Here is a 14,414-nt window from a genome sequence, read left to right on the forward strand (position 1 = left end):
CCTCCAGCCCCAGGCCCGGAAACACCAGCGAATACCCCAGACCGGTAAGGGCTGAGCCCAGGAGCGCTACCGTGGCCGAAGGCGCCAGGGCCAGCAAGGCCAGCCCGGCTGTTTCCACCAGCATGCCGCACGCGGCGACCCGCGCACCGCCGAAGCGGTCGGGCAACTGCGATCCCACCAACCGCGCGGCCACGAAGGCGGCCGAGAACGCGGTGAACCCGGCCCAGCCCGGTGTCCAGCCGCGGCTGGCAAACAGCAGTGCGACAAAGGTCGTCACGGCGGCGAATCCGAGGCTGCTGAGTGCCAGGCCGAGCCCCGGCTTCCAGACTGCGCGCAGGACTGGCATGCCGCCGGACGGCCGGGCGGCGCCAGGCGGCCCAGCCCGTTGGGGCGCCTGGCGCAGCAAGGGCAGGGCCATGGCCGGCACCACCAGCGTTGCCAGGCCGATGGCCGAGAAACCAATCGTGTCATAGAGCAATACGCCGATCGGCGCTCCGATCGCGAAGGCCGTGTACATCGCGATGCCGATCCATGCGATCACCCGACCCGTTTGGCTGGCAGGGGCCGCAGCGATGCCCCACGCCAAGGCGCCGGTGATGACGAAACTCTCGGCCGCGCCGAGCAGGGCACGCCCCAGCAGCAGCACGCCCACGGCGACGTCGGGCGACGCATGGAAGGGCAAGGAGAGCAGGTACACCGCACCTGAGAGACAGCCCGCGAGCAGCCCCGCGCGCAGCGCTACCCGCGGCCCCCGCGTGTCGCAGAGGTGGCCGCACCACAGGCGCGAGGCGAGGGCCGCCGCAAACTGGCTGCCCACCACGGTCCCGACCACGAAGGAGCTCATGCCCAGCGTCTGGTGGACATGCACGGGCAGGACCGGCATGCCCAGGCCGGTCATGGCGAAGACCATGAACACCAGCGCCATCGGCGCCATGAGGATGCGCCGCAGCGGCGCGCCTGCCATGGCACCGGGCGGGGGCGAGGCGGTCAGAATTCGAAGCACGCTTTGCCTGCGGTCTGGCTGTCGAACTGCCGATAGGCCTGTTCGGCCTGGGCAAGCTGCCAGCGATTGCTGAACTGCTGGTCAAGGTCAATCCCATGGTCGGCCACGAAGCGCACGCAGCGTGCCATGCCGACGTCCGAGAAGGTCCAGTGGCCGATGATGCTGCGCTGCCTCATCATCAGGTCTGACCAGACGTTGAGCGTGACCTCTCCGCCGACGCCGACGAAGGCGATGCGGCCCCAGTTGGCAGTGCAGCGCACCGCGGCGAGCCGGGCGGCGGCGACACCCGAGCAGTCGATGGCCACCGTTGCGCCCCGGCCCGCGGTCCACTGCAGGATGGCTTCCACCGCATCCGCTTCGCGCGAGTTGACGGCCTGGGTGGCGCCGAGCTGGCGTGCCCGCTCGACTCGGTCACTGCAGACGTCGACCGCGAAGGTCCGCGCGCCCATGGCGCGGGCCAGCTGGATCGCCGACTGGCCGACCGGCCCCAAGCCGAAGACAGCGAGCGTGTCGCGCTCGCTGATCTCCATGCGCTCCAGCGCGCCGAAGGCCGTGCCGGTGCCGCACGAGATGGCTGCACCCGCCCGGTAGCCGATTTCGGCGGGCAGGTGGATCAGCGAGCGGGCCGGCACCCGCATGAACGGCGCATGGCCGCCGTGAGCCGTATGGCCGAACACGGTCGAGCCGCGCTCGCACATCTGGACCCAGCCGTTGCGGCAGGGATCGCAGTGGCGGCAACCATCGTAGTGATAGACCATCACGCGGTCGCCCGGGCGAAAGGCGCGCCGGTCGACATTGCGGCCGAGTTCGGCGATGACACCGCAGGGTTCGTGACCCGCGATGACCGGGCTCTCGGGCGACAGCCCGTGTTCGGCCAGGAAGCCCGGACTCTTGGCCGCCAGCGATGCGCCAGGAGCCCCGCGGTAGTGGTGCAGGTCGCTGCCGCAGAAACCGGAGGCCTTCATCTCGACCACCACGTCGTCGTCCCCGGGAACGGGGTCGTCGAATGACTGCAGCGCGAGCTTGCGATGACCCTTGAAAACGACGCCGAGCATCGATGATCTCCTTGATGGGCGACGCAGCCTGTCAGTCCAGGGCCAGCTTCAGGTCCTTCAGGATGTCCTTGAAGACCATGGAGTCCTTGCGGGCCATGTCCTGCAGCTCGGCAGGTGTCTGGATCAGCATCTCGAAACCCACGCTGCCCATGTAGGCCCGCAATTCGGGATCCTGCAGCACCCGACCGACGTCCGCATTGATCTTGTTCACGATGGGCTGCGGCGTGCCGCGAGGGGCGTACATCGACACCCAGGTCTGCAACTGGTAGTGCGCAGGACCTTGCGACTCAGCCACGGTCGGTACATCGGGAAAGATGGCGCTGCGCTGGGGCGCTGTGATGGCCAGGTATTTGATCTTCCGCGCCTTGAGCATCGGCTGCGTGGTCGAAGCCGTGCCCACGGCCCAGCTGATGTCGCCGTTGCTGATGGCCATGTAGATCTGCGGCGTTTCCTTGTAGGGAATGTGGGTCATCTTCACGCCGGCGGCCTGCTCCAGCATGGCGCCGCCCAGGTGGATGTTGCCGCCCACGCCGGACGAGCCATAGCTCAGGCCTCCGGGCGCAGCCTTCGCCGCCTGGATCAGGTCGCCCACGGTGTTCCACTTGGAGTCCGCGGCGACTGCGACGAAATACCAGGTGCGGTACAGGGTCGCCACCGGCTCGACGTCCTTGATCGGGTCGTACGGCAGCTTCTTCCACAGGTGGGGCGCAACGGCGATCAGTGGTGCATCGACCTGTACCAGCGTGTAGCCATCGGCTGGCGCGCGCTTGGCCGCCTCCATTGCCAGCCAGCCGTTGGCGCCGGGCCGGTTCTCGATGACCACCTGCTGACCCCACACGCGCGCCAGCCTTTCGCCGACCATCCGCATGATGGTGTCTGGCCCGGTGCCTGCAGGAAAGGGCAGCAGCACCTTGACCGGCCTGTCGGGGAAGGTCTGGCCATGCACACCGACGGCCACAGTGCACGCGAGTGCGGCCGCCACGAAAGATCGCTTGTGCATGGTTGTCTCTCTTGTGGATGTCGATCGCCCGCACCTGGCATGCCAGTGGCACCCTCAAGGCGACGTCGGTCGAGTGTGCCGCCGGGATCGCCGACGTTCCAGTTGCTTTTTCTAGCCGAAGGGGCGGGTCCAACTTTCCATGAAGCCTGGGACAATCGGGCAGGTGAAACTCGCAATGTCCTTGTTCGCCGCCCAACGGGCTCCATGGCTCACCAGGTGAGCCCGCCGTTCGCCCGCGAGTCGCTCTCGCGCGAGATCGTCCGTCTCGTCGGCGGTCAGGGCGGCGTGCATGCCTGCATGTCGGGCCTGCGCATGGCGGTGCCGCTGATGGCACTGCAGCTCGGCCACGGCGCAGCGGCCGTGGGCTTGCTGCTGGCCTTGTTCGGCGCGGCCCAGCTCGCCATCTCGATCCCGGCGGGCCGGATGGCGGATCGGCATGGGCTGAAGAGGCCGATGCATATCAGCATGGTCGCCGCCTTCGCCGGCGCCGCGGTGGCAGCAGCCTGGCCGACCTACCCGGGACTGTGCGCAACGGCTCTGTTGGAAGGCGGTGCCGTTGCGCTCGCGGTGATTGCCCTGCAGCGCCACGCGGGGCAGATCGCGCACGGCGCGGACGAGCTGAGGCGGGTGTTCTCCTGGCTCTCTTTCACGCCGGCGGCAGCGAACTTCCTCGGCCCCTTCGCGGCGGGCTTGGTGATCGACGCGCTAGGCTACCGGGCCGCGTTCCTCTTGCTGGGCGTGGGGCCCGTGGTGAGCTGGGCCTTCCTGCGCGGTGCCACGGCTTTGCCGGCATCCGCCGGGCCGTCCCGGTCCGGCGCCGGTGGCGAGGGCCTGTGGCGCGATCCGGCCGTGCGCAGCGTGCTGCTGATGAACGGCTTCGTGTCGGCCACCTGGGACATCCATGGCGTCATGGTGCCGCTGCTCGGACATGCGCGCGGGCTGAATGCTTCGGCGATCGGCAGCATTCTCGCCTCGTTCGCCATCGCGGCGGCGGCCGTGCGCCTGCTGGTGCCATGGCTCGGCCGGCACTTTCGGGAGTGGGTGCTCATGGCGAGCGCGCTCACCGCGGCCTGCGTGCTGCTGGCGGTGTATCCCTTGATGCGCACCGCGCTGGCGATGGGCGCCTGCTCCATGCTGATGGGCATGACGATCGGCGGCGTGCAACCCATGGTCATGAGCCTGCTGCACCAGATCACACCGCCGCACCGGCACGGACAGGTGATCGCACTGCGCATGATGATGATCAATGCCTCCAGCATCTCGATGCCGCTCATGGCCGGTGCGGCCGGGGGCATCGTCGGGGCGGCCGGCGTCTTCTGGATCATGGCTGCGTCGCTGCTGGTCGGCGTACGGGTCGCGTTCGACCTGCGCCGCATGCCGCCGCCTTGATGCGTCAGCGTCGCTCATCCGAGGACCCAGAATACGCGACCGGACCGGCCCGAGGGGCGTACAGATACTGCCTGGCATCTCCAGTCAGGACGGCGCCTGGAGCCGCAGTACCGATCATGCCCCCCAATTCAACGCCGTCGCCTGGTGTGTCTCGGCCTCGCGCTGTGTTCGCCCGGTTTCGCGGCGCCAGCGTCCTTCCCAGCAAGCCGAGCTTGTCCTTCCTCTTCGATGCCTACATCAGCAGCGGCGGCCAGATCGCCGCCGGCAAGATGAAGGCATTGGCCGTGACCTCGCCGGAGCGGCTGCAGGTGCTGCCGAACGTGCCCACCTTCAAGAAGCGGCTCCCGAAGGAGTAGGGCAGCGTCGAGCGCTGTCGCCGGCGCGCGCGTTCAGGGTGCGTCGGTGGCGGCCGGGCCCGCCTGCTCGGGCCAGAGGATCTTCGCCACGGCGCGCTCGCGGCCATATGCGTAGCAGCTGTCCATCTTCCACGGCGCTGCGAGCGCCCGTTCCGGATCAGCGCCGCGGATGCCCTGCAGCGCCGTCGTGCCCAGCGTCACCAGCATCTCCATCAAATGGGTGCAACCGGCGGCGCCGCGCAGCCGCTCCTTGACCTTGGCCGACCAGCCGCGGGCCACCTTCTCGCCGATCAGGACTTTGAGCGTTCCTTCGGCTTCCCGGCACAGACGCCACGGCGTGGCATCGGACGACGCCTCGATGTCGCGCACGACGAACTCGCTGTCCAGCGTGATGCGCACCCAGAGGTCGTGCAGCGGATCGCCCGCAGGCACCGGCTCCGGCGAGCTGGCGCGCAGGAAGGGAAAGGGCTTGCGGTCGACGAGCCGTGCCTCGACGTCGAACAGGCCGTCGTCGCGTGCGAAGGCGCGCATGTCGATGGCGCGGTGATGCACTTCACGGCGCGGGGCAGGCAGGGTCAGTGGCATTACAGGCTCGACTGGAGGGGACAGGCGCACGGGGCCGTTGCCGTGCATTGTTGCGCCCGCCGCGGCGCCGGTCGAGTCGACTTTCTTTTGCTTGACGGTAAGCGCTGCTGACCCGAGAGCGCCGCTGGTAAGCCAGACCGGCTCCACGAATAAGAAGAAGTGAATGGACACGCCCAATCCCGCTCGGCACAGTCCATCGTCCTCGGAAGGCATCCGCCAATCGAGCCGACGCACAACACAGAACAGCGAAAGCAGGCATGGTCATGAAAGGCAGCGAAGTCATCGCGCAGTACTTGGTGCAGCAGAAGGTGCCCTACGTGTTCGGCATCTGCGGCCACGGCAACGTGGGCATGCTCGACGCCCTCTACGACGTGCGCGACAAGGTGAACCTGGTGTCGCCGCGCCACGAGCAGTGCGCGGGCCACATGGCGGACGCCTACTTCCGTGTCAGGCACCAGCCGGTGGCCACGCTGACCTCGACCGGGCCGGGTTCGGCCAACATGGTGATGTCACTGGCGACGGCGCTTTCGGACTCGTCAGCCTTCCTGGCCATCACCTCGAACGTGCCGACATCGCAGATGAACCGGGCGCCGTTCCAGGAGCTCTACAAGCACAACCAGGCCGACTTCCCGTCTGTGCTGCGGCCGGTGGTCAAGCGCAGTTTCCAGCCCTCGCGGGTGGACATGCTGCCGCTGGCCCTGCGGCAGGCCTTCGACACCATGGTGAGCGGCCGACCCGGTCCGGTGAACCTGGACGTGCCCTACAACCTCTACCAGGAAGAGGCTGACGTCGAGGTGCCGCCGCCTTCTCAGGTGATGGGTGCGCAGCGGCCGGCCGCCTCCGCCGAGGACTTGGGGAAGGTGGTCGAACTGCTCAAGGCGGCCCGCCAGCCCGTGTTCTTCATCGGCCATGGGGTCACGCTGTCCGAGGCCGGACCGGCGCTCACAGCGCTGTCCCGTCGGCTCGGCTTGCCGGTGATCACCTCGCCGAACGGCATGGGCTGCGTGCCGGCCGACGATGTGCAGACCCTGGGCTTCATCGGCCGCAACGGGGCCTACCCGGCCAACCAGGCGGGCCGGCATGCCGACCTGATCATCACCGTCGGCACCCGCTTCGACGACCGCTCGTCGTCGAGCTGGCAGCCGGGCTATTCGTGGAACTTCCCGAAGACCCGGCTGGTGCATGTCGACATCGATCCGCAGGAGCTCGGCCGTAACTACCCGCCCACCGTGGGCATCGTGGCCGACTGCAAGGTGTTCTGCGAGCAGCTGCTGGCGGCCATCGACGAAGCCTCGCTGTTCGACGCCGGCACCTATGCCGGCTGGCGTGAGCAGGTCGCCGGCTGGCATGCGGAATGGGAGCGCTTCGTTCGGCCCAACTTCTCGGCCATCACCACGCCGATCCGGCCGGAGTACGTCGTCGACACCTTGCAGAAGGTGCTGCCTGACGACGTGATCCTTTCGCTCGACTCGGGCGTGCATCACAACTGGTTCATGCAGTTCTGGAAGCCGCGCCGGCCGCAGAGCATGCTCAACAGCTGGGGCTACTCCTCAATGGGCTTCGGCGTCTGCGGTGTGCTGGGTGCCCAGCTCGCGGCCCCCGACCGGCCCTGCGTGGCCGTGGTCGGCGATGGCGGCTTCACCATGACGCCTTACGTCGTTTGCACCGCGGTGGAATACGAACTGCCCTGCGTCTGGATCGTTTGGAACAACTTCGCCTGGGGCGCCATCCGCGACATCCAGCACGGCATGTTCGGCGGCCGCGAACACGGCACCGCCTTCTACAAGGGCAAGCAGGGCCCGGGCGGCGAACGCTACAACCCCGACTTCGCCGCCTGGGCGCGTGCCTGCGGTGCCGACGGCATGACGGTTACCCGCAGCGAGGACCTGGGCGACGCGGTTGCCGCGGCGCTGCGGAACCGCCGCCCTTGCGTCATCGACGTGCACATCGACGGTGACGTCCGTCCGCCTTCGACCGGCACCTGGCAACTGCCGCCGACGCCGTTCAAGGAACCGGCCTTCGGCAAGCCGTGGGTGGCATGAGCGCAGACGAGCATTCCAAGGTCGGATCCCTGAGTGCGCCGCAGGCCCTGACGCCGTCGAACACCATGTCCACGTCCATCCCCTTGCCCGTTCCCGAGCCTAACGCCGACTCGCGCGCCTACTGGGCCGCAGCCCGCGAAGGCCGGTTGACGGTGCGGCAATGCCTCGCCTGCGGCGAGCGCCATTTCATGCCCCGCGGCCAGTGCCCGGTATGCTGGTCGGACGCGCTTGAGTGGATCGATTGCAGCGGCTTCGGCACGGTCTACAGCCTGAGCATCGTGCACCGCGCGCCGACCCCGGATTTCGCGGCCATCACGCCCTACGTGACAGCGCTCGTCGCTCTGGAAGAGGGGCCGCGCATGTACGCCAACATCGTCGGCCCCGGAGCGCTGGAGAGCGTGATCGGCGACCGGGTGCGGGTGGTGTTCGAACGCCGGGGCGAAGCCGGGATGCAGATCCCGCAGTTCACCCGGGTGGCCGGCCAGTCCGGCGGGAGCGCGGCATGAGCTTGCGCAACAAGGTCGCCATCGTCGGCGTCGGCGAGTCCGACATCGGCAAGGTGCCGCACCTGTCGGGCCTGGGCCTGAATGCGCAGGCCTGCAAACGCGCACTGAACGACGCCGGTCTTCGTCCGTCCGACATCGACGGCCTGCTGACCGCCTACTCGTTCACCGAGCACTACACCATGCTCGGCGCCTCGTTGTGCGAATACATGGGCCTGCGCCCGCGCATGTGCGCCTCCATGGTGGCTGGTGGGGCGAGCCCCGGCATCATGCTGCGCCACGCTGCGCAGGCCATTGCCGCCGGCACCGCAGAGACGGTGCTGGTGTGCGCCGGCGAGAACCGGGCTACCGGCCTCGGGCGCGAGGCGGCGATCGCCGTGCTCGCCAACGTGGGCCATCCGCAGTTCGAGAAGCCCTATGGCGCGTCCATCCCGAGCTTCTACGGCATGGTCGCCCAGCGCCACATGCACGCGCACGGCACCACGCGCGAGCAACTCGCCAGCGTCGCGGTCAACACCCGCGCGCATGCGCTGCTGCATCCGCATGCGCAGATGAAGACGGCGCTCACGATCGACGAAGTGCTGGCCTCCAAGCCGATCGCCGACCCGCTGCGCATGCTCGACTGCTGCATCATCTCCGACGCCGCCGGCGCCTTCGTGGTGACCTCGGCCGAACGGGCGCGAGACCTGCCGCACAAGCCGGCCTACCTGCTCGGCATCGGCGAGATGCACACCCATGAGCACGTGATGTGCGCGCCCGATCTCAACCACTTCGGCGCACAGGAGTCGGGCCGCAGCGCCTACCGCATGGCCGGTCTCGGCCCCGGCGACATGGACCTGGCGCAGCTTTACGACTGCTTCACCATCGTGCCGATCATCGAGCTGGAGGAGCTCGGATTCTGCGGGCCTGGCGAGGGCGGTGCGTTCTTTGCAGAGGGCCATGCCCGCGTCGGCGGCAAGCTGCCCGTCAACACCAACGGCGGCATGCTTTCGCATGCCCATGCCGGTGCCGCAGGCGCGATCCTCGGCATCGTGGAGGTGGTCCGGCAACTGCGCGGCGGCCTCGGCGCGCGCCAGGTCGATGGCGCCACTGCGGCGCTGGTGCACAACGAGGGCGGGATCCTGTCGTCGCATTGCACGATGGTCCTCGCCAATGACAGATCTTGAGAGAACGACCATGAGCACACCCGAGCATCCCCGCGGCCGCTACTTCGAGGACTTCGCCGTGGGCGAGGAGATCGTGACACCGGCCCGCACCATCACCAGCACAGACATCGTCAACTTCGCCTGCATCTCGGGCGACTTCAACGAGATCCACACCAACTTCGAGTACTGCAAGCGCACGCCCTTCGGCGAGCCCATCGCCCATGGCCCGCTGGTCTATGCGGTGGCCGGCGGCCTGTGGCATGCCGCCGGCGTCAACGACGGAACCATCCTGGCCTTGCTCGGCGTCGACGAGTGGCGCCTGGTGAGCCCCGTCAAGCACGGCGACACCGTCCACTTGGTGGCGCGGGTCGCCGAGAAGAAGGAGACCAGCAAGCCCGACCGCGGCGTGGTGGCCTTCGACCGCCGCATCGTCAAGCAGGACGGCACGGTGGTGCAGACGATGAAGACGACGTTGATGTACCGACGCCGCCCACGGGACTGAGTTCCCGACGAACCCAAGGACAAACAATGAATTTCACGATGCCTCCCGAAATCGAAGCCGTGCGCGACATGGTCGCCCGCTTCATGGCCAACGAAGTCGTCCCGGTGATGGAGGATTTCGAGAAGCGCGGCGAGTTTCCGCGTGAGCTGGTTGCGCGGGCCGGCGCGGCCGGCCTGTACGGCGCCGTCTTCCCCGAATCGGTCGGCGGCAGCGACATGGGCTACATGGCCGCCGCGGTGATCATCGAGGAAATGTCGCGCCAGGAAGTGCGGTTCACCTCGTGCAACAACCAGCAGGGCGGTACCTGCCCGACCTGCATCTACATGGCGGGCACGCCGGAACAGGTCGAGAAGTACGTGCCCAACCTGCTGGCCGGCAAGACCATCGGCATGATGTCGCTGTCCGAGTCGGGCAGCGGCTCGGACGCCGCCGGCGCGATGAAAACCTTCGCCCGGCGCGACGGCGACGTCTACCGCATCAAGGGCGAGAAGATGTGGGCCTCGATCGCCAACGAGACCGACGTCGGCATCCTGATCGCGAAGACCGACCGCGATGCGGGTGCCAAGGGTGCCACCGCATTCATCGTCGAGCCGAAGAAGTACCCCGGCTTCACCGCCAAGCCGGTCGACCTGCTGGGCATGTCCAAGGCCTTCCGCACCAACATCGTCTTTCTCGACGACTTCGTGGTGCCTGTGGAGAACCGGCTGGGTGCCGAGGGCGACGGCTTCAAGATCGTCATGCGGGCCTTGCAGCCCGGGCGGCTCAACGTGGCGGCCAAGTGCCTCGGCCTGGCCCAGGCATGCTTCGAGGAGGCGGTGCGATACGCCAACGAGCGCACGGTGCGCCAGCAGCCCATCGGCCGCTTCCAGATGATCCAGGATTCAATCGCCGAGATGGCGACGGCGATCGAGGCCAGCCGCGGCTTGGTCTATCGCGCCGCCTTCAGCATGGACAACGACATGCCGTCCAACCGTATCGCGTCGATTGCCAAGTACCACGCCTCGCAGACCGCCAAGATGTGCGCCGACAAGGCCCAGCAGATCTTCGGCGGCTACGGCCTGGCGCGCGAGTACCGTGTGTCCTGGATGCGGGTCTACGCCGACATGCTCTACAACGGCGAAGGCTCGGCCAACATCCAGAAAATCATCATTGCCGAGGACGCGCTGGGCTACAAGCCGGCCGACCGGCACCACGGCAAGACCAACCTGCGCGATGTCCGCCAGACGGACATCGCCAAGCAGTGAGGCTCGAATCATGAGCCACACGCTGGAATCGGGCCTGGTTCTCGACGACATCGGCGTCTCGATGGACGGCCATGTCGCGATCGTCGAGCTGCAACGCCCGCCGAACAATTTCGTCGATGTCGACCTGCTTGGCAATCTGGCCACCGCGCTGGAGGCCCTGGACCGCGATCCACAGTGCCGCAGCGTGGTGCTGGCGGCGGCGGGCAAGCACTTCTGCGCCGGCGGCAACTTGAAGCAGCGGCTGGAGACCGAGGCCCGCGGCGAGAAGTTCGTGCCCGCCAAGCGCCATCCGTACAAGGAGGCGCGTCGCCTGATGGCGACGCGCAAGCCCATCGTCGCCGCGGTGCACGGTGCCGCGATTGGCGCCGGGCTCGGCCTTGCGGTCTTCCCGGACTTCCGCGTCACCTGCAAGGAAGCCCGCTTCTCCGCCAACTTCACCGCCATCGGGTTCTTTCCGGGGTTCGGGCTGACGGTCACGCTGCCCCGGCTCGTCGGTCACCAGCAGGCGCGCTGGCTGATGCTGACCGGCAAGCGCATCACCGGCGAGGAGGCACATGCCATCGGCCTGGCCGACCGCCTGGTGCCGCAGGACGAGGTCCGGCCGGTCGCCATCGAGATGGCCCGGGAACTGGCCAAGGCGGCGCCGCTCTCGGTCCAGGCGACCCGCGAGGCGCTGAACGCCGAGCTGCTCCTGGCTTTCCGCGCCGCCACCGAGCGGGAGTCATTCGAACAGAACTGGCTGCGTGAGACCCAGGACTACAAGGAAGGCGTGGAGGCTTCGGCCGCCCGCCGGGATGCGAATTTTACCGGCACCTGAGCCGTCTTTGGCTTATGAACTGCCACAGGCGTCCCGCACGCCGGGCGCACATTTACCCAGGATGATGACCATGCATGACCGATCGTCGAAGCTCTCCGACGTCCGCCTGTTGATCGACGGCCAGTGGCAGGACGGCACCGAGTTCGTCGAGGTGCTGGACAAGTACTCGCTGGCACCTTGTGCCCGCATGCACGTTGCCTCGCAGCAGCAGGTGCAGCAGGCCGCGGCCGCCGCGCAGGCCGCATTCGAGCGGTCCGAGCTCAATGCCCATGACCGCGGCGCCATTCTCGACCGCGCGGCCGACCTGATCGAGCGCGACAGCGCACGTTTCGTCGATGTCATCCAGACCGAGGCGGGATTTCCGCTGGCCGATGCGCAGGGCGAGTTGCGGCGCTGCGTCCAAACCTTCCGGCTCTCGGCCGAGGAAGCCCGACGCCTGACCGGCGAGATGGTTCCGCTCGAGGGCGCGCCACAGGCGGCCGGCCGCTTCGGCTTCACCATCCCGGTGCCGCTCGGCGTGGTCTGCGCCATCACGCCCTTCAATGCGCCGGTCAACACGGTGGCCCACAAGGTTGCCCCGGCGCTGGCGGCCGGCAATGCCGTGATCGTCAAGCCTTCGAGCAGCACGCCTCGCAGCGCCGTCATGATCGCCGCCGCCTTGATCGAAGCGGGCCTGCCCAAGGGCATGGTGTCGGTGTTGCACGGCGGCGCGCAAGTGGCGCACTGGCTGATCGACGAGCCCGTCATCCGCTTCTTCGCCTTCACCGGCAGCACCGAGGTGGGGCGCGACATCCAGCGCCGTGCAGGGCTGCGTCGCACCCAGATGGAACTCGGCAGCATCGCGTTCACCGTGCTGTGCGCGGATGCCAACCTCGATGCGGCGATCCCGAAGATCGTCGGCGCTGCCTACCGCAAGGCAGGCCAGGTTTGCACGTCGATCCAGACCTTGCTGGTCGCTCGCAGCCGCATGGCGGAGGTGGAGGAGAGACTGAAGACGGCGGTCCAGGCGCTCGCCAGCGGCGATCCGCGCGATCCTGCCACTCAGGTGGGACCGGTCATCAGCCTGGCCGCTGCCGAGCGGATAGACCGATGGATCCAGCATGCCGTGGGCCAGGGAGCGCGATTGATCGCCGGCGGCCCGCGCCAGGGCGCGGTGGTGCCGCCGACGCTGCTGGCGGATGTTGCGCGGGACTGTGAAGTCAGCTGCCAGGAGGTCTTCGGTCCGGTCATGAGCCTGGAGTCCTTCGACCACATCGACGAGGCCATCGTGCGGGTCAACTCGACGCCGTTCGGCCTGGCCACCGGCGTGTTCACCAACCGGCTGGACGACGCGATGAAGGCGGTGCGCCGGCTCCAGGTGGGCGGCGTGCACATCAACGAAACCTCGAGCTCGCGGGTCGACCTGATGCCTTATGGCGGCAGCAAGGACTCGGGCTTCGGTCGTGAGGGCCCGAAGTATGCGGTCCACGAAATGTGCGAGATGCGCATGGTGAGCTGGACGGTTTGAAGCTGCTGGTAACAGCGAACATGGCGAAACGGAGAGGCAGTCGATGAAGGTGTTGGTGGCTATCAAGCGGGTGGTGGACTACAACGTGAAGGTCCGGGTGAAGTCCGACGGCAGCGGCATGGATGTCGCGAACGTGAAGATGTCGATGAACCCCTTCGACGAGATCGCCGTCGAGGCCGCGGTACGCCTCAAGGAGGCGGGCTCGGCCAGCGAGGTGGTCGTGGTGTCGTGCGGCACGGCAGCCAGCCAGGATGTGCTGCGCACGGCCATGGCCATCGGCGCAGACCGTGGCCTGCTGGTCGAGACGGCAGAAGAACTGCAGCCACTGGCCGTGGCCAAGCTGCTCAAGGCGATCGTCGACCGCGAGCAGCCCGGCCTGGTGATCCTCGGCAAGCAGGCCATCGACGACGACTGCAACCAGACCGGCCAGATGCTCGCCGCGCTGGCCGGCATGCCGCAGGGAACCTTTGCCTCCAAGGTCGAAGTGAGCGACAACGCGCTGCTGGTCACCCGCGAGGTCGACGGCGGCTTTGAGACCTTGCGGCTGCGACTGCCCGCGGTGGTCACCACCGACCTGCGCCTGAACGAGCCGCGCTACGTCACCCTGCCCAACATCATGAAGGCCAAGAAAAAGCCGCTGCAGGTGCTCACGGCGGCCGAACTCGGCGTCGACGTGGCGCCGCGCATCCGAACGCTGAACGTGTCCGAGCCGCCGCGGCGCGGCGCGGGCGTCAAGGTGCCCGACGTGGCTGCGCTGGTGGCCAAGCTCAAGAACGAAGCGAAGGTGGTCTGAGATGAAGGTGCTGGTGATCGCCGAACACGAGCGGGGCAGCCTCAAGGGCGCCACCCTCAACACCGTCACCGCGGCCGGCCGCATCGGTGCCGAGGTCCATGTGCTCGTCGCCGGCAGCGATGTCGATGGTGTCGCGCAGGCCGCGGCGCGGCTGCAGGGCGTGAGCCGGGTGCTGCAGGCCGACGGTCCCAGCCTGGCCGCGCAACTGGCAGAGAACATCGCCGCGCAGGTGCTGCAGTTGGCGGGTGGCTACAGCCACCTGCTGTTCTCGGCGACGGCTTGCGGCAAGAACATCGCGCCGCGGGTGGCGGCGTTGCTCGATGTGGCGCAGATCAGCGACGCCATCGGCATCGTTGCGCCGGACACGTTCGAGCGGCCCATCTATGCGGGCAATGCGGTCGCCACCGTGCAGAGCCGCGACGCGGTGAAGGTGGTCACCGTGCGCGGCACCGCCTTCGACCCGGCGCCCGAGG

Annotated in this window: 14 protein-coding genes and 1 pseudogene; 11 read left to right on the top strand and 4 right to left on the bottom strand. The window is 68.1% G+C overall.

The features are described from left to right. From FKP22_RS06935 to FKP22_RS06945, 3 genes are all read right to left on the bottom strand, one after another. The coding region (locus tag FKP22_RS06935; protein ID WP_170200787.1) for an MFS transporter at window positions 1-964 on the bottom strand (964 nt) is incomplete at its 3' end. Window positions 965-987: 23 nt separating this feature from the next. Next, complete coding sequence (locus tag FKP22_RS06940; protein ID WP_141286488.1) at window positions 988-2,058, bottom strand: zinc-binding dehydrogenase; 1,071 nt, start codon at window positions 2,056-2,058, stop codon at window positions 988-990. Window positions 2,059-2,089: 31 nt separating this feature from the next. Further along, window positions 2,090-3,058 carry a Bug family tripartite tricarboxylate transporter substrate binding protein gene (locus tag FKP22_RS06945; RefSeq protein WP_141286490.1) on the bottom strand — a complete coding sequence of 323 codons (969 nt, stop codon included), beginning with the start codon at window positions 3,056-3,058 and terminating at the stop codon, window positions 2,090-2,092. 216 nt (window positions 3,059-3,274) lie between these two features. Between FKP22_RS06945 and FKP22_RS06950 the strand changes: the two genes are divergently transcribed. Both FKP22_RS06950 and FKP22_RS31845 read left to right on the top strand, forming a co-directional pair. Further along, entirely contained in the window at window positions 3,275-4,447 is a 1,173-nt protein-coding gene (locus FKP22_RS06950; RefSeq protein WP_231011409.1) for an MFS transporter, read from the top strand. Window positions 4,448-4,659: 212 nt separating this feature from the next. Beyond that, window positions 4,660-4,803: a tripartite tricarboxylate transporter substrate-binding protein gene (locus tag FKP22_RS31845; protein ID WP_170200786.1), complete on the top strand. Its 144-nt coding sequence runs from the start codon at window positions 4,660-4,662 to the stop codon at window positions 4,801-4,803. A 33-nt stretch (window positions 4,804-4,836) separates the two neighbouring features. Here FKP22_RS31845 and FKP22_RS06955 read toward each other — a convergent pair whose 3' ends face one another. Then, on the bottom strand, window positions 4,837-5,436 hold the full coding sequence (locus tag FKP22_RS06955; protein WP_310733309.1) for a DUF2889 domain-containing protein: 600 nt from the start codon (window positions 5,434-5,436) through the stop codon (window positions 4,837-4,839). A gap of 215 nt (window positions 5,437-5,651) precedes the next feature. Here FKP22_RS06955 and FKP22_RS06960 point away from each other — a divergent pair, with 215 nt between their 5' ends. The 9 genes and pseudogenes from FKP22_RS06960 to FKP22_RS07000 form a co-directional block, all read left to right on the top strand. Continuing rightward, window positions 5,652-7,430, top strand: coding sequence for a thiamine pyrophosphate-binding protein (locus FKP22_RS06960; protein ID WP_231011411.1), 1,779 nt, complete (start codon window positions 5,652-5,654; stop codon window positions 7,428-7,430). After that, entirely contained in the window at window positions 7,427-7,936 is a 510-nt protein-coding gene (locus tag FKP22_RS06965; RefSeq protein ID WP_231011412.1) for a Zn-ribbon domain-containing OB-fold protein, read from the top strand. Before FKP22_RS06960 ends, FKP22_RS06965 begins: the two co-directional genes overlap by 4 nt. Continuing rightward, a complete protein-coding gene (locus FKP22_RS06970) occupies window positions 7,933-9,099 on the top strand; it encodes a thiolase C-terminal domain-containing protein (protein WP_141286496.1) in 1,167 nt (388 codons plus the stop codon). The genes FKP22_RS06965 and FKP22_RS06970 overlap by 4 nt, the downstream gene beginning before the upstream one ends. A gap of 10 nt (window positions 9,100-9,109) precedes the next feature. Continuing rightward, window positions 9,110-9,580, top strand: a complete 471-nt coding sequence (locus tag FKP22_RS06975) for a MaoC/PaaZ C-terminal domain-containing protein (protein ID WP_141286498.1) — start codon at window positions 9,110-9,112, stop codon at window positions 9,578-9,580. A 26-nt stretch (window positions 9,581-9,606) separates the two neighbouring features. Continuing rightward, window positions 9,607-10,824, top strand: coding sequence for an acyl-CoA dehydrogenase family protein (locus FKP22_RS06980; RefSeq protein WP_141286500.1), 1,218 nt, complete (start codon window positions 9,607-9,609; stop codon window positions 10,822-10,824). Between the two features lie 10 nt (window positions 10,825-10,834). Further along, window positions 10,835-11,641, top strand: coding sequence for an enoyl-CoA hydratase/isomerase family protein (locus tag FKP22_RS06985; protein ID WP_141286502.1), 807 nt, complete (start codon window positions 10,835-10,837; stop codon window positions 11,639-11,641). A 70-nt stretch (window positions 11,642-11,711) separates the two neighbouring features. Beyond that, entirely contained in the window at window positions 11,712-13,148 is a 1,437-nt protein-coding gene (locus FKP22_RS06990; RefSeq protein WP_141286504.1) for an aldehyde dehydrogenase family protein, read from the top strand. A gap of 43 nt (window positions 13,149-13,191) precedes the next feature. Continuing rightward, window positions 13,192-13,941, top strand: a complete 750-nt coding sequence (locus tag FKP22_RS06995) for an electron transfer flavoprotein subunit beta/FixA family protein (RefSeq protein WP_141286506.1) — start codon at window positions 13,192-13,194, stop codon at window positions 13,939-13,941. Between the two features lies 1 nt (window position 13,942). Beyond that, window positions 13,943-14,414 (top strand): annotated as a pseudogene (locus FKP22_RS07000) (electron transfer flavoprotein subunit alpha/FixB family protein); the annotation flags it as partial.

This window comes from Ideonella azotifigens (genome assembly GCF_006519715.1).
In the GTDB taxonomy this organism is placed as follows: domain Bacteria; phylum Pseudomonadota; class Gammaproteobacteria; order Burkholderiales; family Burkholderiaceae_C; genus Ideonella; species Ideonella azotifigens.